This window comes from Allobosea robiniae, from assembly GCF_900102525.1.
Lineage (GTDB): Bacteria > Pseudomonadota > Alphaproteobacteria > Rhizobiales > Beijerinckiaceae > Allobosea > Allobosea robiniae.
In genome coordinates this window covers 34859-60053 of record NZ_FNBZ01000007.1, presented here as the reverse complement: position 1 = coordinate 60053, position 25195 = coordinate 34859, and the positions used below count along the sequence as shown (strand labels likewise).

General features: G+C 63.5%; 23 protein-coding genes, 1 tRNA gene and 1 pseudogene. 16 read left to right on the top strand and 9 right to left on the bottom strand.

Annotated elements, in window-relative coordinates; translation table 11 throughout:
• The first annotated feature begins 52 nt into the window (after window positions 1–52).
• Both BLQ70_RS19150 and BLQ70_RS19145 read left to right on the top strand, forming a co-directional pair.
• Window positions 53–1222, top strand: a complete 1170-nt coding sequence (locus tag BLQ70_RS19150) for an acetyl-CoA acetyltransferase (protein ID WP_091859931.1) — start codon at window positions 53–55, stop codon at window positions 1220–1222.
• A gap of 73 nt (window positions 1223–1295) precedes the next feature.
• Complete coding sequence (locus BLQ70_RS19145) at window positions 1296–2504, top strand: MFS transporter (RefSeq protein WP_170843470.1); 1209 nt, start codon at window positions 1296–1298, stop codon at window positions 2502–2504.
• 1 nt (window position 2505) lies between these two features.
• Here BLQ70_RS19145 and BLQ70_RS19140 read toward each other — a convergent pair whose 3' ends face one another.
• Window positions 2506–2778 (bottom strand): BolA family protein, encoded by a 273-nt coding sequence (locus BLQ70_RS19140; protein WP_061971418.1) that lies wholly within the window; start codon window positions 2776–2778, stop codon window positions 2506–2508.
• 159 nt (window positions 2779–2937) lie between these two features.
• On the opposite strand from BLQ70_RS19140, the gene BLQ70_RS19135 reads away from it, so the two are divergent.
• Window positions 2938–3492, top strand: coding sequence for a J domain-containing protein (locus tag BLQ70_RS19135; RefSeq protein ID WP_342028493.1), 555 nt, complete (start codon window positions 2938–2940; stop codon window positions 3490–3492).
• 76 nt (window positions 3493–3568) lie between these two features.
• Here the strand turns inward: BLQ70_RS19135 and BLQ70_RS19130 are convergent, their stop codons facing one another.
• The 5 genes from BLQ70_RS19130 to BLQ70_RS19110 form a co-directional block, all read right to left on the bottom strand.
• Window positions 3569–5557, bottom strand: a complete 1989-nt coding sequence (locus BLQ70_RS19130; protein ID WP_091859925.1) for a protein meaA — start codon at window positions 5555–5557, stop codon at window positions 3569–3571.
• A 164-nt stretch (window positions 5558–5721) separates the two neighbouring features.
• Window positions 5722–6639, bottom strand: coding sequence for a cell wall hydrolase (locus BLQ70_RS19125; RefSeq protein WP_244512094.1), 918 nt, complete (start codon window positions 6637–6639; stop codon window positions 5722–5724).
• Between the two features lie 313 nt (window positions 6640–6952).
• On the bottom strand, window positions 6953–7435 hold the full coding sequence (locus BLQ70_RS19120) for a DUF1178 family protein (protein WP_091859922.1): 483 nt from the start codon (window positions 7433–7435) through the stop codon (window positions 6953–6955).
• 53 nt (window positions 7436–7488) lie between these two features.
• A complete protein-coding gene (grxC, locus tag BLQ70_RS19115; RefSeq protein WP_091859919.1) occupies window positions 7489–7746 on the bottom strand; it encodes a glutaredoxin 3 in 258 nt (85 codons plus the stop codon).
• Between the two features lie 28 nt (window positions 7747–7774).
• Window positions 7775–8638, bottom strand: coding sequence for a ComF family protein (locus tag BLQ70_RS19110; RefSeq protein ID WP_091859914.1), 864 nt, complete (start codon window positions 8636–8638; stop codon window positions 7775–7777).
• A gap of 490 nt (window positions 8639–9128) precedes the next feature.
• On the opposite strand from BLQ70_RS19110, the gene BLQ70_RS19105 reads away from it, so the two are divergent.
• Together BLQ70_RS19105 and BLQ70_RS19100 are read left to right on the top strand one after the other, a co-directional pair.
• Window positions 9129–9204 (top strand) — tRNA-Glu (locus BLQ70_RS19105).
• Between the two features lie 84 nt (window positions 9205–9288).
• A complete protein-coding gene (locus tag BLQ70_RS19100; protein WP_091859912.1) occupies window positions 9289–9693 on the top strand; it encodes a DUF6538 domain-containing protein in 405 nt (134 codons plus the stop codon).
• 178 nt (window positions 9694–9871) lie between these two features.
• On the opposite strand, the gene BLQ70_RS19095 is transcribed toward BLQ70_RS19100, so the two are convergent.
• Complete coding sequence (locus BLQ70_RS19095; RefSeq protein WP_091859909.1) at window positions 9872–10546, bottom strand: hypothetical protein; 675 nt, start codon at window positions 10544–10546, stop codon at window positions 9872–9874.
• A gap of 130 nt (window positions 10547–10676) precedes the next feature.
• Here BLQ70_RS19095 and BLQ70_RS19090 point away from each other — a divergent pair, with 130 nt between their 5' ends.
• The 3 genes from BLQ70_RS19090 to BLQ70_RS19080 all read left to right on the top strand — a co-directional run bounded on the left by BLQ70_RS19090 (window position 10677) and on the right by BLQ70_RS19080 (window position 13304).
• Entirely contained in the window at window positions 10677–11402 is a 726-nt protein-coding gene (locus BLQ70_RS19090) for a TetR/AcrR family transcriptional regulator (protein WP_244512093.1), read from the top strand.
• Between the two features lie 98 nt (window positions 11403–11500).
• Window positions 11501–12754 (top strand): glycosyltransferase, encoded by a 1254-nt coding sequence (locus BLQ70_RS19085; protein WP_244512092.1) that lies wholly within the window; start codon window positions 11501–11503, stop codon window positions 12752–12754.
• Window positions 12755–12824: 70 nt separating this feature from the next.
• Entirely contained in the window at window positions 12825–13304 is a 480-nt protein-coding gene (locus BLQ70_RS19080) for a c-type cytochrome (protein ID WP_170843469.1), read from the top strand.
• Between the two features lie 190 nt (window positions 13305–13494).
• On the opposite strand, the pseudogene BLQ70_RS26020 reads toward BLQ70_RS19080, so the two are convergent.
• Window positions 13495–14118, bottom strand: a pseudogene (locus tag BLQ70_RS26020) (tyrosine-type recombinase/integrase).
• A 209-nt stretch (window positions 14119–14327) separates the two neighbouring features.
• Window positions 14328–15227, bottom strand: a complete 900-nt coding sequence (locus tag BLQ70_RS19070) for a GntR family transcriptional regulator (RefSeq protein WP_139163588.1) — start codon at window positions 15225–15227, stop codon at window positions 14328–14330.
• A gap of 178 nt (window positions 15228–15405) precedes the next feature.
• Here BLQ70_RS19070 and BLQ70_RS19065 point away from each other — a divergent pair, with 178 nt between their 5' ends.
• From BLQ70_RS19065 to BLQ70_RS19030, 8 genes are all read left to right on the top strand, one after another.
• Window positions 15406–17358, top strand: coding sequence for an aconitase family protein (locus BLQ70_RS19065; RefSeq protein ID WP_091859897.1), 1953 nt, complete (start codon window positions 15406–15408; stop codon window positions 17356–17358).
• A 155-nt stretch (window positions 17359–17513) separates the two neighbouring features.
• Window positions 17514–18686, top strand: coding sequence for a CaiB/BaiF CoA transferase family protein (locus BLQ70_RS19060; protein WP_091859894.1), 1173 nt, complete (start codon window positions 17514–17516; stop codon window positions 18684–18686).
• The gene (locus BLQ70_RS19055) at window positions 18683–19696 is read left to right on the top strand and encodes a beta/alpha barrel domain-containing protein (protein ID WP_170843468.1); all 1014 of its coding nucleotides are present in this window, start codon (window positions 18683–18685) and stop codon (window positions 19694–19696) included. The genes BLQ70_RS19060 and BLQ70_RS19055 overlap by 4 nt, the downstream gene beginning before the upstream one ends.
• Window positions 19668–21239 carry an ABC transporter substrate-binding protein gene (locus BLQ70_RS19050; RefSeq protein ID WP_091859888.1) on the top strand — a complete coding sequence of 524 codons (1572 nt, stop codon included), beginning with the start codon at window positions 19668–19670 and terminating at the stop codon, window positions 21237–21239. Before BLQ70_RS19055 ends, BLQ70_RS19050 begins: the two co-directional genes overlap by 29 nt.
• 36 nt (window positions 21240–21275) lie before the next feature.
• A complete protein-coding gene (locus BLQ70_RS19045; RefSeq protein ID WP_061971442.1) occupies window positions 21276–22217 on the top strand; it encodes an ABC transporter permease in 942 nt (313 codons plus the stop codon).
• A gap of 32 nt (window positions 22218–22249) precedes the next feature.
• On the top strand, window positions 22250–23086 hold the full coding sequence (locus tag BLQ70_RS19040) for an ABC transporter permease (RefSeq protein WP_061971580.1): 837 nt from the start codon (window positions 22250–22252) through the stop codon (window positions 23084–23086).
• 42 nt (window positions 23087–23128) lie between these two features.
• On the top strand, window positions 23129–24379 hold the full coding sequence (locus BLQ70_RS19035; RefSeq protein WP_091859885.1) for a serine hydrolase domain-containing protein: 1251 nt from the start codon (window positions 23129–23131) through the stop codon (window positions 24377–24379).
• A 124-nt stretch (window positions 24380–24503) separates the two neighbouring features.
• On the top strand, window positions 24504–24803 hold the full coding sequence (locus BLQ70_RS19030) for a hypothetical protein (protein WP_244512091.1): 300 nt from the start codon (window positions 24504–24506) through the stop codon (window positions 24801–24803).
• The last annotated feature ends 392 nt before the right edge of the window (window positions 24804–25195 follow it).

Sequence of the window (25195 nt, the reverse complement as noted above, 5' to 3'; positions counted from 1 at the left end):
GGCACAGGGCTGCCAAGATAACGTGTAGCTGCACAGTAAGGGAGATTTCGCCATGAGCGCTGCAATCGTCGGCTGGGCCCATACACCGTTCGGCAAGCAGGATGCCGAGACCGTCGAGAGCCTGATCGTGCGGGTGGCGACCGAGGCTTTGGTCGATGCCGGCATCACGGCCGACGAGGTCGACGAGATCGTGCTCGGCCACTACAACGCCGGCTTCTCGGCCCAGGATTTCACCGCATCGCTGGTCTTGCAGGCCGATCCTGCCCTGCGCTTCAAGCCGACGACGCGCGTCGAGAACGCCTGCGCGACCGGCTCTGCCGCGGTGCACCAGGGCGTGCGCGCGATCCGGGCCGGTGATGCCAAGGTCGTGCTCGTCGTCGGCGTCGAGCAGATGACCAAGACGCCCGGCCCCGAGATCGGCAAGAACCTGCTGAAGGCCTCCTACCTGCCGGAGGATAGCGAGGTGCAAGGCGGCTTCGCCGGCGTCTTCGGCAAGATCGCGGCGGCCTATTTTCAGCGCCATGGCGACCAGTCCGACGCGCTCGCGATGATCGCGGCGAAGAACCACAAGAACGGCGTCGCGAACCCCTATGCGCAGATGCGCAAGGACCTCGGCTATGCCTTCTGCCGGGAGGAGAGCGAGAAGAACCCCTATGTCGCCGGGCCGCTGAAGCGCACCGACTGCTCGCTGGTCTCGGACGGCGCCGCTGCGCTGGTGCTGGCCGACGAGGAGACCGCGCTCAGGATGCGCCGCGCCGTCGGCTTCCGCGGCATGGCCCATGTCCAGGACTTCCTGCCGATGTCGAAGCGCGACATCCTGAAATTCGAGGGCGGCGCGCTCGCCTGGAAACAGGCGCTGGCCAAGGCGAACGTGACGCTCGACGATCTCTCCTTCGTCGAGACGCATGACTGCTTCACCGTCGCCGAGCTGATCGAATACGAGGCAATGGGCCTGACCCGGGAAGGCGACGGGGCCCGCGCGATCAAGGAAGGCTGGACCCAGAAGGACGGCAAGCTGCCGGTCAACGTGTCCGGCGGCCTCAAGGCCAAGGGCCACCCGATCGGCGCGACCGGCGTCTCGATGCATGTGCTTTCCGCCATGCAGCTCACCGGGGAGGCGCCGGAGGGCATGCAGCTCAGCGAGCCGCGCCTCGGCGGCATCTTCAACATGGGCGGGGCTGCGGTCGCCAACTACGTCTCCGTGCTCGAACGGATCAAGTGAGGCCGGCTTCCAGGCCAGGACGAGCCCGGAAAGCAGGCTTGCGGCACAGTCCGCCGGATGAAGGCGGATTGTCGTGACGAGCTTCTTGGTCCTGCTGCTGGCCTATATCCTGAGCCAGTTCTTCCGCTCGTTCCTGGCGGTGATCTCCGGGGACCTGACGCGAGACCTCGGCCTCGACCAGGGCCAGCTCGGCAGCCTGCAGGCCGCCTGGCTGATCGCCTTCGCGCTCACGCAATTTCCGGTCGGTTATGCACTCGACCGGATCGGCCCGCGGCGGACGCTGGCAGGGTTCCTCCTGGTCGCCTTCGTTGGGACGGTGATCTTCGGCCTGTCGCGCGGTTATCTTTCTGCGCTGACGGCGCTCGCGCTGATCGGGATCGGCTGCGCGCCGATCCTGATGTCCGGCTTCTATCTGGCCGCGCGGCTCTATTCGCCCCGGCATTTCGCCACGATGTCATCCTTCCTGATCGGGTTCGGCTGCATCGGCGATCCGCTGAGCGGCGCGCCGCTCGCCTATTTCCTGGCGGCCTATGGCTGGCGCGCGACGGTGTTCGGCCTTGCCGGAATCGTGGCGCTGACGGCCCTGCTCGTGGTGCTGCTGCTGAAGGACCCGCCGCCGCTGCCTGGCGCCGCGCAACAGCCTGTCTCGCTGCTGGGCGGGATCAAGCAGATCGTGGTGAAACGGCCGCTCTGGCTCATCCTCCCCTTCACCTTCGTGAGCTACGGCGTCACGATCTCGATCCGGGGCTTGTGGATCGCGCCCTATCTCCAGACGGTGCACGGCTTCGACCTCGCTGCCACGAGCTATGCTGCGATGACCATGGGTGGCTTTATCGCGGCGGGTGCGCTCCTGGTGCTGCCGCTCTATCGGCGGATCGGCGCCAAGCCCACGGTCATCGCCTGTGCGGTGACCGTCGCCCTTGCGTGTTTCTCGCTGGCTCTGTGGGGCGAGGCATCGTCGCGCCTTGCGGTCGGCCTGCTCCTCGTCATCGGCCTGTTCGGCGTCACCTATGCCGTGGTGATGGCGCATGCGCGCGCCTTCATGTCGCCCCAGGAGATCGGCCGCGGCGTCACCTTCATGAATTTCGTCTTCATGGGTGGGGCGGGCGTGATGCAGTGGCTCTCGGGACGCCTGGTGAACGCTCTCGACGGGCGCGGCTACGATGCGCAGGCGACCTTTGGCTGGCTGTTCGTCTTCATGGGCGCGATGCTCGCCGTGACGCTGGCCATCTATATCGCCGCACCGGCGGAGCCCAAGGCCGTCGTCCCTGCGGCAACCTAGCTCAGCCTTCGCCCGGAGCCTTCGCCGCGATCGCCAGGGCGTGCACGCGGTCGGCCAGTTCCTGCGCCAGTGCCGCGTTGACGAGGCGGTGGCGTTCGAGCCGGCTCTTGCCAGCGAAGGCCTCCGATACGATATCGACCCTGAAATGAGTCTCGCCGCCCTCGCGCCAGCCGCCATGGCCCTGATGCTGGTGCGATTCGTCGATCACCCTGAGCGCCTGTGGCGCAAAGGCCGCGGTCAGCTTTTGCGTGATTCTTTCGCTGATTGAGGTCATGATCGCGCCACCGTTACCATGATTGTTCTGTCGGTTCGGCGATGTGCTGCATCGCACTTGCCGGCCCTAGCCCTTGCGTCTCATAACCCGTCGACGATGAACATCAACTCTCGCCTTTTCGACAGCATCAGGATCGGAGCTTCCGAGGCGGAAGCGCCCGTGGAAAGCGATGCGCCGCGTTGCAGCCATCCGGGCTGCGCCCGCACGGGCGAGTTCCGGGCGCCGAAGGGCCGCGGCCGCGAAGGCCAGTTCTTCCTGTTCTGCATGGAGCATGTGAAGGCCTATAACGCGACCTACAATTATTTCGCGGGCATGGATGACGATGCGCTCGCCGCTTACGCCAAGCAGGAGGAGATCGGCCATCGGCCGACCTGGAAGCTCGGCGTCAACTCCAAGGCGGCGCGGATGTCGCAGCGCGGGCGCAAGGCCAACGGTGAGGCCGCGGCCGACATGCACGACGCCTTCAACCTGTTCGGCGCCCGGAACAAGCAGCAGGCGGCCCAGCCGGAATCGCGCGTCGGCATCGTGGCGCGCAAGGCGCTGGATACGCTCGGCCTCGACGATACCGCCGATTCCGCCGCGATCAAGGCGCGCTACAAGGAACTGGTGAAGCGCTTCCATCCGGACGCCAATGGCGGCGATCGCTCGCGCGAGGGCACGCTTCAGGAGATCCTGAAGGCCTATCAGCAGCTGAAGAGCGTGGGGATGGTCTGAGCGGGAAGGGAACAGCAGGCGCTGTCATCCCGTGCGCGTCGCAGCACTTCGTGCCGCAGCGGGTGCGGGATGACGCTCACCTTTGTTTCGCTGCCAGCCTCGCGACATCGGCGATGATGCCGTCCAGCGCGAAATCCTTGGGCGTGTAGACCCGCGCCACGCCCATGTTGCGCAAGGCGTTCTCGTCGTCCGGCGGGATGATGCCGCCGACCACCACGGGTACATCCATGCCGGCGACGCGCAGACGCGCCGTGACGTCGCGGACCAATGGCAGATGCGAGCCCGAGAGAATCGAGAGCCCGATGATGTCGGCCTGCTGCTCGCGGGCTTCGCTGACGATCTCCTCCGGCGTCTGGCGGATGCCGCCATAGCTGACGCTCATCCCGGCATCGCGGGCGCGCACGGCGATCTGCTCGGCGCCATTCGAGTGGCCGTCGAGGCCGGGCTTGCCGACGAGGAAGCGCGGCGCGCGGCCGAGACGCTCGGTCGCCTTCTCGACCGCTGCCCTGGCGGTGGCGAGGCCGGTCGCATCGCCGAGCTTGGTCGTGTCGACGCCGGTGGGCGCGCGGTACTCGCCAAAAATCTCGCGCAGGGTCTGCGCCCATTCGCCGGTGGTGACGCCGGCCTTGGCGCAGGCGATCGAGGCCGGCATGACGTTGCGGTTCTCGCGGGCGCTGGCGGTGAGTTCGGCCAGCGCTGCCTCGGCCGCCTTGGCATCGCGGGCCGAGCGCCAGGCCTTGAGCCGGGCGATCGCCTCGGTCTCGACCGAATCCGGCACGGTGACGACGTTGCCCTCGCCGGCCGAGAGCGGGGAGGGCTCGCTGTTGGTGAACTTGTTGACGCCGACGACGACCTGTTCGCCGCGCTCGATCGCCTCGATGCGGCGCGCGCCATTCTCGACCAGCGCCTGCTTCATGTAGCCGCTCTCGACGGCGGCCAGAGCGCCGCCCATGTCGTCGATCTTCGCCAGTTCCTCCAGCGCCGCGGCCTTGAGCGCCGCCACCTTCGCATCGACCACGGTCGAGCCGTCGAAAATGTCGCCGAATTCGAGCAGGTCGGTCTCATAGGCCAGGACCTGCTGCATGCGCAGCGACCATTGCTGGTCGAAGGGGCGCGGCAGGCCGAGCGCCTCGTTCCAGGCCGGGAGCTGCACCGCCCGCGCGCGCGCCTTCTTCGACAGCGTCACCGCCAGCATCTCGATCAGGATGCGGTAGACGTTGTTCTCCGGTTGCGGCTCGGTCAGCCCGAGCGAATTGACCTGCACGCCATAGCGGAAGCGCCGCATGGCCTCGTCCGCAATGCCATAGCGGCCAAGCGTGATCTCGTCCCAGAGCTCGACGAAAGCCCGCATCTTGCAGAGCTCGGTGACGAAGCGCATCCCGGCATTCACGAAGAAGGAGATGCGGCCGACCGTGCCAGGGAATTCCTCGGCCGAGACTTCCGGCCGGGCACGGATCGAATCGAGTAGGGCGATGGCCGTCGCCAGTGCGAAGGAGAGCTCCTGCACCGGCGAGGCCCCGGCCTCCTGCAGATGGTAGGAGCAGACGTTGGTCGGGTTCCATTTCGGCAATTCGTTGGCCGTGAACACGACGATGTCGGTGGTGAGCTGCATCGAGGGGCGCGGCGGGAAGACATAGGTGCCGCGCGACAGGTATTCCTTGACGAGGTCGTTCTGGGTCGTGCCCTGCAGCAGCTTGCGGTCGGCGCCCTGCTCGTCGGCGACGGCGATGTAGAGCGAGAGCAGCCAGGCTGCCGTCGCGTTGATCGTCATCGAGGTGTTCATCTGCGCCAGCGGGATCTGGTCGAACAGCGCCCGCATATCGCCGAGATGCGTGATCGGCACGCCGACCTTGCCGACCTCGCCGCGCGACAGGACATGGTCGGGGTCGTAGCCGGTCTGCGTCGGCAGGTCGAAGGCGACGGAGAGGCCGGTCTGGCCTTTGGCGAGATTGGTCCGGTAGAGCTTGTTGGACTCCGCCGCGTCGGAATGGCCGGCATAGGTCCGGAAGATCCACGGCTTGTCGCGCTGGGCCGTTTCCCGGCCGCCTTGGTCCGTCGCGGTCATGGCGTCTCCCCGTATTGCAGAGCAATCTGAATGTTGCGCTGCGGCGAAGATAACGCCAGAGCTGCGGCTGTGTCCCCTGCGACGTTAGGCTGACGGCGCCTCGGGCCGCTCGCGCGGTTCCTCAGGATAAGGATTGTGAGGGGCAGCAGCAGGCTTGCGCGAGACTATCGCGAGGACAGGCTGCCCCTGATATCGGAGGTCCGCAGCAGCGCGACGCGGCGGTCGTCCTTCGGCGGGGCGACAAAGGCACGCAAGGGCGCCTTGGGCAGGTCGAGATCGAGCGGGCGGCCGGGCGGCAGGGGCGCGTTCTTGACCAGCGTCACGATCGGGTTCTCGAGCGCGGGCAGCTTCGGCGCGGGCGTCTCGGGCGCGAAGGCGAGCGGGGCCGAGGCGAAAGAGGCCGCGGTGGTTGCGGAAGAAGACGCCGTCGTGAGCGGCACGGAGGTGGTGGAGGCCGAGGCGAGCTGGATCGTCGGTTCCTCGATGCGGCGGCGCTCGGGACGCTCGCCCTTGACGTAGAAGGCGTTGCCGCCGGCCACGGTCACGTAATGCATGTTCTTGTAGCCGAAGCGCAGGCCGGCCATGTGGAAGTGCTTGGCCGCGCCGACCGCATCGTTGCGGCGACCGTTGAGAATGTCCTCGGCGATAGCCTCGACCTTCGGCAGGACGTTGTCCGTCATCGGCCGGGTCAGGACGCCGGCGGCGAACTGGCGCGGTGCTCCGACCACGCCACAGATCGTCTCGGGGTATTTGGCCGACTCGACCCGGTTCATCACGACGGTGCCGACGCCGAGCAGGCCGGACTCGCTCGACCGGTTCGATTCGAAATACATCGCGCGGACGAGGCATTCCTTCTCGCGCGGATTGGCTTTGGCCAGCGCCACCGCATGCCTGCGCGCCTTGGCGGGCTCCTTCACTGCGGGAGCCGTGGCTGCGGAGGTTGCGGCCGTCTCGACCGGGGACATGCTGCAGGCGCCAAGAGTCGGAGCCGCCAGCGCAATCAGGAGCGGGATCGCCTTGCTGCCATGCCGGGATTTCTCACCGGAACGAAGACCATGCGCAGCGATCGCGGTCCGCTTCATGTGGCAACCTCCTGAATTCCGGACCCGTGATCGCCGAGGGCGGCAAACCGGTATTGCCGGCAAGGAACCGCGAATTCCTTAACAGAAAGTTAATCCGGGACGGAAGAGGGGAAGCGGGGCAGAGCGCCTCGAGACGCCTTCCGGCGGGAGGCGCCCGACCGATAGCGCCTTGTTACAGAACGAAAAAATTTACGCCGCCGCGCCGAAAAATTTCATTCGGGCAGCCTCGCCCTGCATAGCGAAACCGCAATATCGGCACTGATGAAAGTCGCTGCGAGCGCAGCTTTGTGATCGGAAACGCCCGAGGAGCGCTTCAGTTCCCCGAGCCCGGCAGGCGCGGCAATGGCAGGAAATCGACGCCCTCCTCATGCAGCATCCGGGCATCGTCCGGCGTCGCCTCGCCATAGATGGCGCGCTCTTCCGCTTCCCCGTGATGGATCTTCAGCGCCTCGTCGGCGAAGCGCTTGCCGACATGCTCGGCGTTCTCGCTGACATGCCGGTGCAGTGCCGTCACCATCTCGCGGAAGGCCTGCTCCTTCTCGCTCATCAGGGCGACCGGCGCAGGCGCCGACGTCGCTGCTGCCGGGGCGGGAGTCTCCGCTACCGGCCCCGTCGCCTTCGGGCCGAGATCGGTGCGGGCGACATTGGGCGCCATGATCGCGCGCTCGATCTTCGCGCTGTTGCAGACCGGGCAGGTGACGAAGCCGCGCTTCGTCTGATCCTCGAAGCTGGCCGAGGAGGCGAACCAGCTCTCGAATTCGTGGGCGCTGTCGCAGATGAGGGCGTAACGGATCATGTCGTCATAGATGGTGGCGGGAGGTCGCCAAGGCAACCGGGTCTGCGGGGGCGTCAGGCCGCCAGAAGCTTGTCGAGTTCGCCGCGGGCGTCGAGCGCGTGGATATCGTCGGAACCGCCGACATGCTGCTCGCCGATGAAGATCTGCGGCACCGAGGTGCGCCCGCCGGCGCGCACCGTCATGGCCTGGCGCAATTCCGGCTTGCCGTCGACATCGATCTCGGTGAAGGCCACGCCCTTGCGCGTCAGCAGCGCCTTGGCCGCATGGCAATAGGGGCACCAGGGCGTGGTGTAGATCGTAACCGGCGGCATGAGGACGTGTCTCTCGTTGCGATGCCCCTCATGTAGTGCCTTCCCGGCCATCCGTCACGACCCGTGCGAAAGTCAGCACATCGACGGCGCTCGCGCCGGCCCGCAGCAGGGCGCGCGAGGCGGCATTGACCGTCGCGCCGGTGGTCAGCACGTCGTCGACCAGCAGGGCGCGCCGGCCTTCGACAAGCCCGCGCATCGCTGCCGGTATGTGGAAAGCACCTTGCAGATTGTCGGCGCGCTGGACGCGCGTCAGCCCGACCTGCTGCCGGGTGCGTCTGATCCGGGTCAATGCCGTCGTGGCGAGCGGCAGCCCGGCCTCACGGGCAACCACCTGTGCCAGGGCTGCGGCCTGGTTGAACCGCCGGCGCCAGAGCCGGGTCCGGTGGAGCGGCACCGGCAGGATCAGATCGGCATCGCCGATGAGCTCGCGACCGGCTTGCGCCATCATCCGGCCGAGCGTCAACGAGAGCTCGACGCGGTCGCCGTATTTCAGGCGATGGACCAGTTCGCGCGCCGTGCCATCGAAGCGGCAGACGGCGCGCGCGCGGGCGAAGACGGGCGGGTCGGCGATCGCAGCCGGCGAGAGCAGGCCGGCGCCGAGATCGACGGGAAACGGCGTGCCCAGCCGCTCGCAATAGGGCCGCTCGATGAAGCCGACGCCGCGCCAGCACGCCGGGCACAGCGCCTGTGCTTCTCCCGTGGCGGCCCGGCAGGCGATGCAGGTCGGCGGGTAGACGATGCCGAGCAGGCCGTGCAGGCCCGTCCGAAGGGCGAGACGCGCGCGCTTCGCGGAATCGCGCAGTGCCCCGTTCGCCGATCGCGTGTGCCCGGTCACAAGCACCTCGTCGGCGGTCGCCTCGCCAACCGGGGTTTCGATCTGCCACTCCGCCATGGGCGTGCCGCCATCCGACCGTCGAAGCCGGCCGGCTTATGCCGGCCGGGATCGCCGCAGCATCAGGCTTCCTGCGCGGGAGGGCAACTGCGGACGACGACGGGGTTATCGGAAAACGCGGTTCTTCGGATGGTCCAGGCCGGCTGGCATCGCCGGATCACCCCGTGCCTGTCGACGACCTGTACGGCTTTCCGCAGGGCACCGGGCGGTCCGGGCATCTTTAATGTGCGGACGATGCAAAAAGCTGTTGCGGTGGCGCGGTTGTCCGACTACACAGGCGCCCTCGGCCAGCGCTGCTCCCTTCGTCTAGCGGTCTAGGTCGCGACTACCCCCCAGGTTACCTACCAAGTGAGTAGGGGCAGGGGATTAAGGGTGGTAGGGTTACCAACGAGGTCCGGTCGCGGGCTGAATTTGGTGAGTTAGACGAATGGAATTGACTGGCGACTAAGAGAAGTAATAGTAAGGTATATAGTAGTATAAAGTAAGTAACGCTCCCTTCGTCTAGCGGTCTAGGACGTCGCCCTCTCACGGCGAAAACAGGGGTTCGAGTCCCCTAGGGAGCGCCATTCGCCGCCTAAGCCCTTGAGGGGCTTAAACTCTCGAAAAACCAACGGTTTACTCCGGCCGGCCTGTCATACATTTTGGCATGCATGAGCAGAGAAATCGTGCCCAGAGCGTCGTACCTGATCGCCCGCAACGGCAGGTTCTATTTCGATATGCGCGTGCCCGTGGATGTGGCCGCCGCGTTTGGTTCCAAGACCATTCGGTTCAGCCTTCGCACCAATGAGCGCTCGAAGGCACTACGGCTGATGGGCAAGCACCTCGACCACTACATGGAGCACTTTGACGAACTGCGACGCACGGGCAAGGCGGAACAGGCCCTCGCCGAAAAGACCGCCAGCAATGACATATCCAAATTGAGCCGGGCCGAGCTGGAGCGGCTGGTGACAGGTTATTACCGGGATGTGCTGCGGCCGCCGCTATCAGCCGGCCAGCCGACGACGAAGACCGCGACGAGCTTGTCGCGGGTTGGAGCGACACCCTCTCTCATGTAACGGGCCGCCGCGACGAAGAGGGCAAGGAGCGGGTCCAGAGCACCGCCGATCATATCTTGCTCAAATCCGGGTGGCCGAGCATTCGAACCAAAGTCGGCGTCATCAAGCGGCATCTCCCCACCGTCGATGTGGACCGAACGCGAGGCCGTGCAGGCTGAGGGCAGTGCCGCGCTGGCATTCACCCTGCCAGCATGAAATCTGCCAAGCTGTAGCAGTGACTGGCCTGGTAGGCGTTCCGCCCCCGGTTCATGTGCATCAAATTGAAAGTCCGAATGGCGCATAGGATCCGCGGCATTCCAAGGAAACGACGGATCGAGGCGCAGCCCAGGACATTGACGCCGAACATGTCCGGGCCATTTGGGAAGAAATAGCTGATATCCTCCGGCGCCGTGACGCAGCTCTCGAGAAAGGCCTCATCCAGATGGCTGTGTGCGAGCGAACGGTCCGTGGTGAAATCCGAAAGGCGCATCAGGCAGCGCGCACGGACACCTTCTTCGGCCGCATAGAGCGTGAAAAGTTCCATCCAGCTCGCGTTGACGCGGACAAGCGGCTTGTCGGACGTCGAAGGCAGGCAGGAAACCGACCAGTAGTGACGTTCGCTCCTGCGCGGGATGGGGATGCAGTTCCGGCCATAGAGGCCGAGAAGCGCCAGGACGTCCTGTGCCTGCGGGCGGCGAAGCAGCTTTTCAAACCGGGGGATGTACTTGAACCGCAGCTCCAGGGACTCGGAGCGCTCGTCGGCGTCGGGCAAGCCAGCCGTGCCCTCGATCCAGGCGCGCTGCTGTTCAGGATCCAGAAACTGGCGCAGGCCGGTCGTGCCGCGTCGAGGAACCGTGCTTACGCCACGTGCCATGTGAGATCCATCTGAGCCCGGCGTTCCGAAGGGCTCATCATGGATCGGTTTCTGGTCAGGACGTGTCCGCAGCCGAGCATCGCACGAGCCTGCAGGAGGCCGCCTGCCGACCCGGTGGAGATCGGGATACTTGCCGCGGACTGCAAGCTCGTTCCCCGAGGTGTCGCTGTTCGAAGAGATGCCGCCGGCTTCATCGGCGGATGCATTGACGCATTTCAATTTGATGTTACAATCAGTAACCCTAAATTGGAATTCAACAGTGTCGCCCCGTGCTTATCGTCAGGTCGCACGCGCCCATGCCGTGCAAGACACCGAGCAACAAATCGTGGACGCTCTCAGGCACCTCCTGAGCGAGCGCTGGTTTGAGGACATCACGCTCGACGATATCGCCAGGGCGGCCAACACGACCCGACAGACCGTGATCAGGCGATTCGGCGACAAGGCTGGCGTGCTGAGCGCGATGGCCGATGGGCTTGATGCGGAGATCAGGACCAGGCGCTGGCACAACCCCGGAAAGACCGTCGCTGCGATCATCACGGTCCTGGTGCAGGACTATGAACAGGCGGGCGACATCGTTGTCCGCACGCTCAGCCAGGAGGCGCGCATTCCCGAGTTCGGCGCGATCCTCGCGCGCGGCCGCAATAGTCACCGCGCGTGGATCGAGGAGATGTTCGCGGCTTGGCTCGACAAGCTGCCTCCCTCGGCGAAAGCCGACCGTCTCGCACAGCTGCTGGCGCTGACGGATGTGTGGGTGTGGCATCTGCTGCGCCGCAACCAAAACCATACGGCCGGCGAGACCGGCCGGCTGATGATCGAGGCAGTGGAACGGCTGCTCCACGAGGGCGCGGTTCGTTAGATTTCCGGTTCAGGTGCAGGAACTCCGACATGACACAGCTGTCGAGCCCACAGACGCCTCTGCGCATTCTGGTGACGGGATGGGAAGGCGGCGGCAACGTGCCGCCCTTCATCGCCGCCTTGCGAGGCCTCGCGGCCCGCGGCCATGACGTTCGCCTGATCGCCGATGATTCCATGAGAGCCGAGGCGATTGCCGCCGGAGCACGCTTCCAGCCCTGGACCCGTGCTCCCAACCGACCGGATCGAAGCGCCGCCAGCTGTTTCGTGCGCGATCGGGATATCGCGGACCCGATCGCTGCGTTTCGGCAATGGTGCGATCGGATCTTCGTGGCACCACCACGGGACTATGCGCTCGATATTCTGGATGCGCTGGCCGCGGAGCCCGCGGACCTGATGATAGGCTCGGATCTGCTCTTCGGCGGCATGCTAGCCGCGGAAGTCTCCCGGACCCCTCTTGTGCTGCTCGCGGCCAACATCTCCCTGTCGCCATTGCCCGGCCACCCGCCGTTCGGGCCGGGTTTCCAGCCCGCTGGAAACCCGGCCGAACAGGCGCGCGATGCGGAAGCCGCAGCCGTCGGCGAGGCGCTCTGGAACCAGGCGCTGCCAGCCCTCAATGCCGCCCGCGCCCATTTTGGCCTCGCCCCGCTCGCGCGCGTCCTCGATCAGGCTGCCCGCGCGGGACGCTGCCTGCTCGCGACCAGCCCCAGCTTCGACTTTCCCGTCGCTCGGATGCCGGAGCATATCCGCTATGTCGGCCCCCTCCTGGAGGAGCCGAGCTGGGCGGTCACTTCCGGGCACCACGCAATCGGCATCGACACGCGCCCGAGAGCGCTGGTTTCCTTCAGCACCACGCATCAGGGGCAGGACAAAGTCTTGCGTCGTATCGTTGCTGCGCTCGGCCAACTCCCGGTTAGCGCCGTGGTGACGCTCGGCAAGGCATTGGAGCAGTTCGCAATCGAGGCACCGGACAATGTCCGCATCCTCGACAGTGCGTCGCATGAGGCGATCCTGCCATCGACGCAGGTCGTCGTGACCCATGGCGGACACGGCACGGTCCTGCGCGCGCTGCGTCATGGCGTTCCCCTGGTCGTTATGCCGATGGGACGCGACCAGAACGATAATGCCGCCCGCGTGGAATATCATCGGGTCGGCATTCGCTTGGCCCCGACAGCGAGCCCATCCGAAATTGCCCGCGCGGTTCAGGATGTCCTCGCCGATGCCAGCTTCGCGGAGCAGGCCAGGCGAATGGCCGGCCTGCTCGCGGCCGAAGGCTCCAGCGTTGATCGCCTAATCGCAGAGATCGAAGCCTTCGCCGCCGGGCATCGAGCCGATAAGCCGGGCCAGGCGGCCTGATCGCCTGCGACTTCCGGACGGGTCCATCGCCGGAAGCATGCAGACTTGCCGCCTTCCAAGGAGAAGCGAGATGTATCGCCTTGCCTTTGCCACTGTCATGGCCCTGACAAGTCTTCCAGCCATTGGCCACGCCGATGTGAAGCGGGGCGAGTACCTGGCCGCGATCATGGACTGCGGCGGCTGCCATACACCCGGCCAAATGCTCGGCAAACCCGACCGTTCCCGCTTCATCGCCGGAGGCGACGTCGGCTTCCAGATCCCCAATGTCGGTATCTTCTACCCGCCGAACCTGACGCCAGATCCGGAGACGGGGCTGGGCAAATGGTCGAAGGCAGACATCATCAAGGCGGTAACCAAAGGCGAGCGACCGGACGGCCGGGTTCTGGCACCGGTCATGCCTTGGCACTCCTACGGCAGGCTCAACCCGCAGGACGCCGACTCGCTGGCAAGCTATCTGAAGTCGCTGAAGCCGATCTCCAACAAGGTGCCGGCGATCACCCCTCCACAGGACAAGCCGGCCAGCCCTTACTTGACGGTCATCTCTCCATAAAGGCCGTCCGCCGAACTTGAGCTCGAAGTGCTTGTTGCTGACTGGTGCATCGCATTGCGCCACAAGCGGACTCTGCCTCCTTGCCTGGAAGCAGACGTAGCGGGTGGCCGGCCCAATTTCCCGACCCGACCCTCTGTTGCCCTTGGCCGAGTGGTGAAAATGGCACGGCGGGTACCCGCCGTGCCACGCGTCATAGGTCCGTTTGCTCCGAAAGGAGAAGCGCATCGTCAACCTCGATGCCGAGGTAGCGTACAGTGCTTTCCAGTTTCGTATGGCCGAGAAGGAGCTGACAAGCGCGTAGGTTTCCGGTGCGCTTATAGATTACGCGACCTTCGTTCGGCGGAGACTGTGGGTTCCATAGAGCGCGGGATCCAGTCCAATCAGCGCCACCCAGTTATCAAGAAGACGGCCGTATTGGCGCGTTGTGATGTGGTCACCCGGCCGGCTGCGGCTCGGGAAGAGCCAACCCTCTTCGCGAGGCTCTCCTTCCGAGCCTTGCCGTGAGTGCCTCGCGGGCAGAGTCAGTTAACTCAAATGGGACCGGCCGCCCGGTCTTCTGTTGAACGATCGCCGTTCGTAGCCGGACCGTGCCCCCAAGCACGACATCGCCGACACGAAGGCGAACGAGGCCGCACCCTCGCAGCTTGCTGTCGATTGCGAGATTGAACATGGCGAGATCACGAACACGCCCGTCGTGCTGTAGGCGGGTCCGGATAGCCCAGATATGCCTCGGCTTCAGAGGTGGCTTCGGTCCGATGATGCGCCCGAGGTTCCACGACTGATGAGGCAACTGGTTCTGCGCGTGGATATCCATGGCAGGTCCCCCATTTGGGATGCCGCATCCGGGACTATTTTATCAAAATATTTCGCGAGACTCAGTGCTCGCTTCCTGCCCAGGCGTGCCAGTAAGCGGAAGTCGGCTGGTCGCCGGGTAGCGGACATTCCTCAGGTGCGAAAAACCACCTGCGCACGAATACCGAACAACGAAGATGCGCCTCCCATCGGCGCTGGCCGATGCAGGAGCTATCCGATCTGATCTCCGCCACCGCTCCAGCGAAGATGGTGCTTCATGAGCTCCGCGGCATCGGAACGCTGTCCAGCCTCTAGCAGATCGAGCAGCTGTAGGTGCTCCCGAGCATGTTTTTCCACCTGCAGATCAGTTATGAAGCTGTATGCGAAAAGGCGACGGAGTCGGTTGAGGCGCTTTAATGTCTCCAGCAGCACCGCGTTCCCGGAGCACTCGGCAATGGCCTCATGCACCTCGCAGCCGAAGCGAAAAAGCTCGGGAGGGGTGAAACGGCCTGGGTCTTCCAGCAGGCGCTGCTGGTGCTCTCGCACGGATGCCATCAGATCAGTGCGCCATTGGAACGCGGGCTCGAGGATACCTCCCGGCTCGATCATCATGCGCAACCTGCCAGTTTCGGCGTAGGATCGCGCACTGTTGAGCGTCTGGGTGAAGCGCCATCCGTAGCCACGCGAACGCTCGATCCAACCTTCGGATGCGATCCGATCCAGCAAACGTAAAACCGCCGCACGCTTCATCTCGTAGCGTCGCATGAGTTCGGCTTCGCTGACGACGTCCGGAAGCGCGCCGTTCAGACGATCCCGCGCAATTCTCAAATAGTGGGCTTCACTCTCGTCGTCCGCGCTCCCCAGCGCTTCGAGCGCAGTCGCGGTGTCGAGTTCGTCAACCAAGACGAAGCCCTTGTTCGGAACAGCTTCAGCAATCCCCTTGGCGACCAGGATCTGCATCGCGCTCTGAACCGGTCCGCGAGAGACACCGAGGCGATTGGCAAACCGGTGAGGGAAAAGCCGCTCGCCACGGCGGAGGTTGTCGCTTCGCGCGATCTGAATGATTTGTCCGACCAGTTCCAGCGTCTTCGGCGAAACGTTCAAATCTGCGCCCATATCGTGCTCGCCCAAGCCAATATCGCCTCTGATATCACATCGCGACGTCTCATTGACAAATGATCATCGTTTTGTCATTTTTTGCTACAAATTACAAAAATAGCAGATAAGCATTTTTGTAAGCCGATGCCGAAATCTGGAAAAGCATCTCGCGGGTGGAAGCCGGAACACCGATGATCGGGACAGCCAGACAATGACCAATCTGGATCTTGGGCGTCGCGTTCTATTCTTGTCGTGCGATCCCGGCCGCGTCAGGCAGCAGCTCGGCGGGGAGGATCTCACTATCGAGGATTGCCGCCCGTTGCGTTCGGAAATCTCGACCGACGAGATTACGCCGATTCCGTCGTTAGCGTTCTTCGACGAACGTCTGGCATCGCATGCGCATATCGGTTTCAAGGCTGGTGACGAGAATCCGATCGCGTTGGGAGCGCTGAAAAATGGCGGGTTCTCCACGATTGTCGCCGGCGGCCGATACGGCAAAGGATCGTCGCGCGAGCATTCCCCGGTTGCCGAGCGTATGGCCGGCATCCGGCTCGTGATTGCCGAGAGCTTCGAGCGGATCTACCGCCAGAACGCCGACAATGTCGGATTGTTTACGTCGACTGATTTTTCGTTGATCGGGCGCATTCAAGCCGGCGAGGCGATCTCGGTTGACGAATTGCTGACTGGGCGGGACTCGCTCGCCCAGTCCATCCTCCGTGCCGGAGGCCTGCTCGGCTACGGGCGTCAAAAGCTTGCGCCCATCGAGGCGGTGGATGTCCCGTCTGACCCTGCTCCACGCACGCTCTTCGAGAAGATCGTACGTCGTCATGCGATTAGCACGATGGATACGCCGGCAGTCCGGGAAATTGGCGATAGCGGCTTCGTGCGCGCCGACTTCCGATTTATCCATGACATCTACACCGCCATGGCCCGGCACATGCTCCACCGCGAGTTCGGGCAGGCTCTCAGGCTGAGCGACCCGTCATCGATCCTGGTTTTCGAAGATCACTACTCGTACACCCATCTGAGCCCGGCCCATCGTCACCTCATGCCGCAGATCCGGGAGTTGTCGGCTGCGCATCGTGCATTCGTCGAGGAACACGGCCTTCGCCATCATGGCTATCTGAACGGCGGACCGGGCTCGGAGGGCATCTCGCATGCCCTGATGGCTGAGCGCTACGCTCTGCCGGGAGAGCTGATCGTCGGTACGGATTCCCACACGCCGCATTCGGGCGCTCTCGGATGCGTCGCCTTCGGGGTGGGGACGACGGATATTGCCAACAGCTTCGTTACCGGCGCCGTCCGGATGGCAATGCCCGAGAGCATCCTGATCTGGCTGGAAGGTCACAGGCCACGTGGTGTGACTGCCAAGGATGTTGTCCTGCATCTATTGGCGTTGCCGGCGATCCGGTCAGGCGCAGGTGTGGGACGGACCTTCGAGTTTGCCGGCCCAGCGGTTGCCGGAATGTCGGTCGATGAGCGCGCAACACTGACGAACATGGTCGCTGAACTGGGCGGGTTCGCAGGGCTGGTCGCGCCGGACGACGAGACGGTGCGCTTCATCCGGGAACGCAGAGGCGTCGATTTCGTCGTCGAGGATTGGATGCGAAGCGATCCGGGCGCCAAGTATGCGGAGCGCATTGTCCTGGATGTTTCCGCCATGGCACCGATGGTGGCGAAGCCAGGAGATCCCGGCAATGGCGTTGACCTGTCGAAGCTGACGACACCGGTGACCATCGATATCGCATATGGCGGTTCGTGCACGGCTGGAAAGCGCGAGGACTTCGACAATTACCATGAGGTTCTCGCCTGGGCGGCGGCCAGGGGAATGAAGGTGGCACCAGGCGTCACCCTGATCCTGCAGTTCGGAACGATCGACGTCCGGGACTACTGCGAGGCGAAAGGATATCTCGACGCCTTCCGCGCAGTAGGCGCTGAGCTCATGCAGCCTGCCTGCGGAGCATGCGCGAACTGCGGCCCTGGGTCTTCGACGGCGCGCGATCAAGTGACGATCTCCGCGATCAACCGCAACTTTTCTGGCCGGTCAGGTCCGGGGCAGGTTTGGCTCGCCAGCCCTTTTACCGTTGCTGCTAGCGCAATCGCGGGCCAGATCGCCAGCTTCGACGACATCCGGTCCGGCCCTGGACGGCCTGAATCTCATTGACATTCGAAATGCAGATTTTGTAATTTGAATTCATAAATTACAAAAAGCTGAACTAGGGTGGTTATGAAAGTTGCTCTCACTGGCGGAGCGTATCGAGGCACGGCAAACGGCCGTGGTTTGGCTGCTGCGTCCTGCTCTTTCAAAGGCCGCGTGACATGAGCCAACTGCCTTTGGAGGGGGTCCGCGTCGTTGAGTTCTCGCAGATGGTCATGGGGCCATCCTGCGGAATGATCCTCGCCGATCTCGGCGCCGACGTGATCAAGGTGGAGCCGCCCAAGGGCGACAGGACACGCTTCTTCAAGGGCGTAGCCTCAGGCTTCTTCAACACCTACAGCCGCAACAAGCGCAGCGTCGTGATCGACACCGCCACTCCCGAGGGCCGACAGACAGCCAAGCAGCTGGTTCTAGGTGCTGACGTCCTCATCGAGAACTTCCGCCCCGGCCTCCTCGGGCGCTTCGGGCTGGACTATGGGACTTTGGCGCCGGAAGCCCCTTGGCTCATCTACTGCTCGCTCAAGGGCTATCTGCCCGGGCCTTACGAGAACCGCTTGGCGCTGGACGAGGTCGTTCAGATGATGGGCGGGCTTGCCTATATGACGGGTCTTCCCGGCCGGCCGATGCGCGCGGGCGCGTCGGTCAATGACATCATGGGCGGAATGTTCGGGGTCATTGCGATCCAGGCAGCTCTGGCGCAGCGCGCGAAGACGGGCATGGGGACTTACATCCAGAGCGCTCTGTTCGAGAACAACGTCTTCCTCATGGCCCAAGCCATGATGTTCGAAAGCGTCACAGGGGAGCGCTCTCAACCATGGTCGGTGAAGGAGGCCCCCTGGCCGGTCTATGATCTTTTCGACACCAGGGGCGGCGAGAAGATCTTTGTTTCGATCGTCGGCGAGGAGCACTGGGTCGGCTTCTGCGAGACCTTCGATCGAAAAGGTTGGTTGAGCGACCCGCGCCTTGCGACCAGTCAGGGGCGCGTCGATAACCGCAGTTGGATCATTCCCGAGATCAGGGACATCGTTGCTCGATACGACAGCGAAGAGATCAGCCAGATTCTGGAAAAGCTCGGGCTTCCGTTCGCACCGGTAAACACACCCGGCGATCTGTTCGACGACCCTCATCTCAATGCGTCGGGCGGGTTGATGGACCTGACCACTGATGGAGGTCACCAGGTCAAGACGCCCGCATTGCCTTTCTCGTTCGATGGAGAGCGCCTTCAAAAGCGGCGCGATCCGCCGAAGATTGGTGAGCACACCGAAGAAGTGCTGGCCGAGCTGAAAGCTCGGCGCTCTCAATCCCGTGCAACTGCCAACGGCGAGACGATGTGATGCCGGTGGAAGCAGCCTATCCGACCGATCGGATCGTCCTTCGCGAAGTCGGCCTGCGCGACGGCCTCCAGCTCGTCAAAGCGTGGCCATCCACGGACCAGAAGCTGGATTGGCTTGCTCAGGAATGCGCGGCCGGCGTCACGCATTTCGAGGTCGGATCCTTCCTGCCGGCCAGCCGCTTTCCCCAGTTTGCCGACTTGCCTGGGCTGCTGGAGTTCTTCCGGACCCGGCCAAAACTCCACGCTTCCGCGCTCGTACTGAATGAGCGTGGCATCGACGATGCGTTTACGACGAACGTCGCCGAAATTGCCTGTGTCGTCTCGGCGACGGAGGAACACAGCCAGGCGAATATCCGCCGCTCGCGTTCCGAAGCCATCGATCTCGTACGAGGCGCTGTCGCCAAGCGTAACGCGACCGGGCACCGGGCTCTCGTCTCGGTCGGCATCGCGATGGCGTTCGGATGCTCGATCGCCGGGGACGTCAAATCCGAGGAAGTCCTCAACCTGGTCGAGCGCTGCCTCGAGGCAGGCGCGGATCTGGTGGGGATCGCGGATACGGTCGGCTTTGCGGGCCCGGATCAGGTGTTTGAGCTTTCGAAAGCGGTCCACCTGCTTGTTGGCTCGGGTCGCTTCTCCGTTCACCTCCACGATACGCGTGGGATGGCAATCGCAAACGCATCTGCCGCGCTCGATGCAGGATGCCGGATTCTGGACGGTTCGCTTGGCGGCCTGGGTGGCTGCCCGTTTGCGCCCGGTGCTACGGGCAACGCGGTCTTCGAGGATCTCGTCTTTCTCTGTGAAACGAAGGGCTACCGAACAGGCATCGACCTCCATGCTCTGACGGACGTTCGCCGCATCCAGCAAGCTGCCATGCCGGCGGAGCAGCTCTATGGCGCCATCGCACGCGCCGGCGTTCCAAAAAACATTCAATGGGCCAAGGGCGAGAACCGCCAACAACAAGCCCAAGTCCAGGGAGGACGCGATGAAGAGACGTACATTCCTACAAGGTAGCCTGGCTGCGTCTGCCGCTGCGAGCTTGCCCCGGTTCGCGATTGCTCAGCCGGCTTCGGTGTTGAAGTTCATTCCCGGCGCCAGTCTTGCGATCCTCGATCCGATCGCAAACACGTCGGCTCCTACGCGTCTCCATGGCTTCATGGTCTATGACACGCTGTACGGGCTCGACAGCAATTTCGCGCCGCAGCCGCAAATGGCGGAAGGTCACGAGGTTTCGGCCGACGGCCTGGACTGGACGATCAAGCTGCGCGACGGGCTGTTCTTCCATGACGGCGAGCCGGTGCGCGCCAAGGACGTCGTCGCCAGCCTGAATCGATGGAGCAAGCGCGACACATTCGGCAAGACCCTGTTCAGCCGAACCAACGAGTTGCTTGCAGTCGATGACAAGACGGTGCGGTTCCGCCTGAAGCGTCCGTTCGCGCTCCTGCCGGCAGCGCTGGGTAAAGTCGGCTCCAACATCGCTGTGATCATGCCGGAGCGCCATGCTTCGACGGACCCGTCCAAGGCGGTGACCGAGGTCGTCGGCAGCGGGCCTTTCTCCTTCGTCGCGAAGGATTACAGCCCCGGCGCTCTCATCGCCTACGAGAAGTTCAAGAAGTACACGCCCCGCTCGGGCGGCGAAGTCGGCTTCAGCTCCGGCCCCAAGAACGTGCATTTTGACCGCGTCGAGTGGCATGTCATCCCGGACGGATCCACCGCGCTTGCGGCGATCCAAAGCGGCGAAATGGACTGGTGGGAATCCCCGCTGCCGGATTTCCTGCCGATCGTGCAGGGCAATCCGAACATGAAGATCGTGCCGGCCGGCGGCCAGGTCATGTTCCTCAGGCTCAACCACCTCTATCCGCCTTTCAACAACCCTGAAATCCGGCGGATCCTGCTCAGCTGCATCGATCGGAAGTCGATCATGCAAGCGGTCGGCGGGGGAGGCGAGTGGCGCGACGATATCGGGCTTTATCTGGGCTCCATGAAGACCGACGCTGGTATCAAGGAGGCTTTCCGCGGCAGGACCGATTTCGACAAGATCAAGAGCGAGCTGGCGGCCGCGGGCTACAAGGGTGAGCGGATGGTGATGCTCGTCGGCTCGGACACCCCCCGCAATCTGGCCGCCAGCCAGGTCGCGGAAAGCACCTTCAAGAAGATGGGGCTGAACGTCGACTTCCAGTCCCTGGATTGGGGAACCGTTTCGCAGCGCCGGGCAAGCATGGAGCCGCCGGATAAGGGCGGCTGGGCATGCTTCTTCGTCGGGGCGGACTCCGAGTACTTCCTCGATCCGGCGACGAATTTCCTGGCGCGTGCAAATGGCCGCGAGGGCTGGTTTGGCTGGCCCGACAGCCCCCGCATCGAACAGTTGACCGAAGAGTGGTTCAACTCGACCGACGTCGCCGCTCAGAAAGAAATCGCGGCCCAAATCCAGCTTCAGGCCTGGAAAGACGTCCCATACGTCCCGATCGGCGAGGTCCAGGCTCCTGGCTTGGCACGCTCGAACCTCCAGGGGTTCGCGCCGGGCTTCGCCAAATTCTGGGGCGTGAAACGGGCTTAGCCCGTCACAGCACAGTGATAACAGGCTCCTCGCGAGATGATGCTCTATATTGGAAAGCGATGCCTTTCCACGATCCCGGTGATGCTGATCGTGGCAGTGCTGATCTTCGGCCTGCTCTACATCACACCGGGTGACCCTGCGCTCATGATCGCCGGCGATCAGGCTACGCCGGCGGTCGTGGAGCGCATACGCCAGCAGCTTGGTCTGGATTTGCCGATCTACGTCCGGTTCGGACATTGGCTCTGGGACGTCCTGCAGGGAGATTTCGGCAAGTCCGTTCTCAGCGGCGCGCCGGTGAGCAATCTGATCGCCCAGCGCATTCAGCCGACCGTTTCGCTGATGCTTGCGACCCTCGTCATATCGGTGAGCGTCGCTGTGCCGCTGGGCGTTCTCTCCGCCTGGAAACGGGGATCCTTTATCGATCGAGCCGTCATGATCCTTTGCGTCGGCGGGTTCTCGCTACCGGTTTTCGTCACCGGATACCTTCTCGCCTACACCTTCGGTCTGCAGCTATCATGGCTTCCCGTTCAGGGTTACGCGCGCATCGAGAACGGCGTCCTGCCCTGGCTCCGCGGGATCATCCTTCCGTCTCTCGCTCTAAGCCTGGTCTATATATCGCTCATCGCCCGGATCACGCGCGCGACGATGCTTGAGACGATGTCGCGAGACTACATCCGCACGGCCAGGGCAAAGGGTGTCGCCGACCGATCATTGCTATTCGGACATGCGCTCAAGAATGCCGCTGTTCCGATCGTGACGGTGGTAGGCACAGGCGTGGCCCTGCTGATCGGCGGTTCGGTCGTGGCCGAAAGCGTCTTCGCCCTCCCGGGGCTTGGTCGCCTGACGATCGATGCGATCATGGGGCGGGACTATCCCGTCATTCAGGCCGTCGTCCTGATCTTCTCGGCGAGCTACGTCCTCGTGAATCTCATCGTCGACCTGCTCTACACGGTGTTCGATCCGAGGATCAGCTATTGACCATGACCCTCCCCCTGGCAGCTCGGCGCACCATGGGCAGTCGGCTGCTGCGCTATATGAGCCGCAATACGCTGATCGCATTTCCGAGCGCGCTGCTCATCGTCTTGGCCTTGATCGCAATCTTCGCGCCGTTCCTGGGAACCGTCGATCCCGCGCAGCTCAATCCCGCCAATCGACTGAAACCTCCATCGGCCGAGTTCTGGTTCGGCACCGATATGCTCGGCCGCGATATCTATTCGCGCGTGATCTACGGCAGCCGCGTCTCTCTGATCGTGGGCCTGTCGGTCGCCTTCTTCGCGTCCGTGTGCGGCGTGATCATCGGGACGATGTCGGGGTTCGTTCGCAGGTTCGATGCGATCATCATGCGCATCATGGATGGAATGATGTCCATTCCCTCGATCTTGCTCGCGATCGCGATCGTCGCGCTGATCCGAGGCTCTCTTCTGACCGTGATCGTCGCCATAACGATCGCCGAGATCCCACGGACATCGCGCCTCGTGCGCAGCGTCGTTCTTTCGATCCGCGAAGAGCCTTACATCGATGCCGCTATCGTAGCCGGAGCCAGCACGAGCCGGATTGCGATCAGGCATATCTTTCCGAACACCATCGCGCCGCTATCCGTCCAGGCGACCTATGTCTGCGCGGCGGCCATGATCGCGGAGTCGATCCTTTCCTTCATCGGGGCTGGCCTGCCTCCCATCATTCCGAGCTGGGGCAACATCATCGCCGATGCCCGGACATTCTGGCAGATCCGGCCCACGATGCTGCTTTTCCCCGCGCTCTTCCTGTCGCTCTGCGTGCTTAGCGTGAATCTGCTCGGCGACGGCCTCAGGGAAGCGCTCGACCCGAGAATGGCGAAAGACCTGTAGGTCAGAACCAAAAGCCGAAACTTCCAGCTGAGGAAACGCTCCATGTCCCGTATCGCCCAGCGCGAGCTCACGCCGGTCCTGCCGCAGGACCAGGTTGCGTTGCCGAAGCCCGAAGATCAGCTGAGATGGACAACCGCCGAGAAGTTCATCGCGCACCGGAACATGCATCATCTGTTTCCGTGCGATGTCGTCCCGGCGGGAGATCATGTTCGTCCACTTGAAACGGTGGGGAACATCGATGCCACCTATACCTACGAAGGCAAGCGGCTGACGCTCGACGACTACTTCGATGACAATCAGACGACCGGTTTGATCATGCTGAAGCACGGGAAGATCGTCCTAGAGAAGTATGCCCACGGCAACGACGCCTCGACGCGCTGGGCATCGCGCTCGATGGCCAAGTCCTTCACGTCAACGCTGGTCGGGGCTGCCATCCAAGACGGCGCAATCGATTCCGTGGACGATCTTGTTTCCAAATATGTGCCGGAGCTGAAAGGCAGCCTCTACGATGGCGTCAGCCTGCGCCATGCCCTCCAGATGGTCTCCGGCGTACCCTTTATCGAAGACTACAAAGACCCCAATGCGGACGTCTACACCCTTCAGGCGTGTACCGTCGGGCGCGAAGTCGGCTCCTTCCTACGCCTGCTCGACAAGGTGGCCAATCGCGTACCCAAGCAGACGACACCTCCCGGCAGCGTCTTCTATTATTCGTCTCTGGACTCCATCCTGTGCGGCATCATCGTCGAACGGGCGACAGGAAAACGCCCGGCCGCCTACCTCTCGGAGAAGATCTGGAAGCCGTTCGGCATGGAAGCCGATGGCTTCTGGAATACGGAAGCCGATGGCGGCACGACATTCACGGCTTCAGGCATCGGGGCCACGTTGCGTGACTATGCACGATTTGGGCAATTCATCCTGGAAGGCGGCTCGATCGGAACGACCCAAATCCTGCCATCCTGGTGGCTGTCGGAAGCGACCAAACCCTCCGAGGCTTCGCTGAGGGAACGCGCGCCATATGGTTTCCAATGGTGGCTGCACGCTGCCCAAGGCGTGAACTCGGTTCGCGCGGGGGCCATCGATCCAGAGACGCCCTTCGCTGACCCGTTGCCGCTGCGCGGAGCGGACTCGATATTCTACGCGCTCGGCAACGCGGGACAGTCGATTTCGATCAGTCCGATCGAAGGGATCGTCATCGTGAAATGGGCGGCCTGGAACGATAGCCAGGGGCCGAACGGCCGTGGTCGCCATGCCGACGCCACCCTGTTTACAGCGCTGACGGATGCGGTTGCTTAGGCGCCCGCTGGCAAGCCGCTGGGGTGTGAATAACCCAATGTGGGTCGTAAGCTATTTGTCCACGTATTCTAGGCGCCAGATCGGGAGGATTCAGAATTTCAGTCGCGAATGGGTCGTCGAGAAGATGCTGTTCCGGGCGGCTTTGGATACCGATGTCGAAGCGGTGCGAAAACTGTTCAAGAAGATCGGGCTGGAGGTCGCAGACGACCCGGAGCTAAACGTCGATCTCATCGAGCCGTTCAAGAGCCAGGGGATTGCCGCTCTCGAGGAAGGCACTCTGGTGATCCGCGGCAAATACAAGGCTCGGGCCGGGCGGCAGTTCCAGATCCGCAAGGCGATACTGTCCAAGGTACGGATCGCGCTGGCCGAGAACAATATCAAACTGGTCCCCAAACCGCTTCACGTGCCGCAGATGGGTGGATGAGCTTGGTTTCCTGAGGTCGGCACCCACACCAGACTCAAATGAAGGCCCACTTCCCCACGGACAGGCCTAGGACCGGTGAAATCAACATACCCGAGAGCGGACGTTTCTAATGTCTGCAAGGGGCCACAAACGCCGGTCGCTCTTCCGGGGGAGATGCGCCAGTCGCGGACTCTAGCTCTCTGCCCAAAAACGGACCTCTTGAACGCGGTCGCGGCACGATCGGAAACGATCTATCTCGGAGGTTCGCGAGATCGGTCTTAAGCAACCTAGTCGGGAGAGTTGCCAGGTCTTGGTGGGAGGCTAAGCGGCGCTTCGGGCAGCCGGGTAAAGGAAGGTTGTCCAAGCCATCGTTGGACACAGGATATCGGGCAAATCGATCTCGATCTTTCAGC

Excerpts from the sequence above, each read along its gene's own strand:
- BLQ70_RS19150 (WP_091859931.1), top strand. The coding sequence starts at position 53 with ATGAGCGCTGCAATCGTCGGCTGGGCCCATACACCGTTCGGCAAGCAG.
- BLQ70_RS19140 (WP_061971418.1), bottom strand. The coding sequence starts at position 2,778 with ATGACCTCAATCAGCGAAAGAATCACGCAAAAGCTGACCGCGGCCTTT.
- BLQ70_RS19130 (WP_091859925.1), bottom strand. The coding sequence starts at position 5,557 with ATGACCGCGACGGACCAAGGCGGCCGGGAAACGGCCCAGCGCGACAAG.
- BLQ70_RS19125 (WP_244512094.1), bottom strand. The coding sequence starts at position 6,639 with ATGAAGCGGACCGCGATCGCTGCGCATGGTCTTCGTTCCGGTGAGAAA.
- BLQ70_RS19120 (WP_091859922.1), bottom strand. The coding sequence starts at position 7,435 with ATGATCCGTTACGCCCTCATCTGCGACAGCGCCCACGAATTCGAGAGC.
- grxC (WP_091859919.1), bottom strand. The coding sequence starts at position 7,746 with ATGCCGCCGGTTACGATCTACACCACGCCCTGGTGCCCCTATTGCCAT.
- BLQ70_RS19110 (WP_091859914.1), bottom strand. The coding sequence starts at position 8,638 with ATGGCGGAGTGGCAGATCGAAACCCCGGTTGGCGAGGCGACCGCCGAC.
- BLQ70_RS19100 (WP_091859912.1), top strand. The coding sequence starts at position 9,289 with ATGAGCAGAGAAATCGTGCCCAGAGCGTCGTACCTGATCGCCCGCAAC.
- BLQ70_RS19095 (WP_091859909.1), bottom strand. The coding sequence starts at position 10,546 with ATGGCACGTGGCGTAAGCACGGTTCCTCGACGCGGCACGACCGGCCTG.
- BLQ70_RS19080 (WP_170843469.1), top strand. The coding sequence starts at position 12,825 with ATGTATCGCCTTGCCTTTGCCACTGTCATGGCCCTGACAAGTCTTCCA.
- BLQ70_RS19065 (WP_091859897.1), top strand. The coding sequence starts at position 15,406 with ATGACCAATCTGGATCTTGGGCGTCGCGTTCTATTCTTGTCGTGCGAT.
- BLQ70_RS19060 (WP_091859894.1), top strand. The coding sequence starts at position 17,514 with ATGAGCCAACTGCCTTTGGAGGGGGTCCGCGTCGTTGAGTTCTCGCAG.
- BLQ70_RS19050 (WP_091859888.1), top strand. The coding sequence starts at position 19,668 with ATGAAGAGACGTACATTCCTACAAGGTAGCCTGGCTGCGTCTGCCGCT.
- BLQ70_RS19045 (WP_061971442.1), top strand. The coding sequence starts at position 21,276 with ATGATGCTCTATATTGGAAAGCGATGCCTTTCCACGATCCCGGTGATG.
- BLQ70_RS19040 (WP_061971580.1), top strand. The coding sequence starts at position 22,250 with ATGGGCAGTCGGCTGCTGCGCTATATGAGCCGCAATACGCTGATCGCA.
- BLQ70_RS19035 (WP_091859885.1), top strand. The coding sequence starts at position 23,129 with ATGTCCCGTATCGCCCAGCGCGAGCTCACGCCGGTCCTGCCGCAGGAC.
- BLQ70_RS19030 (WP_244512091.1), top strand. The coding sequence starts at position 24,504 with ATGCTGTTCCGGGCGGCTTTGGATACCGATGTCGAAGCGGTGCGAAAA.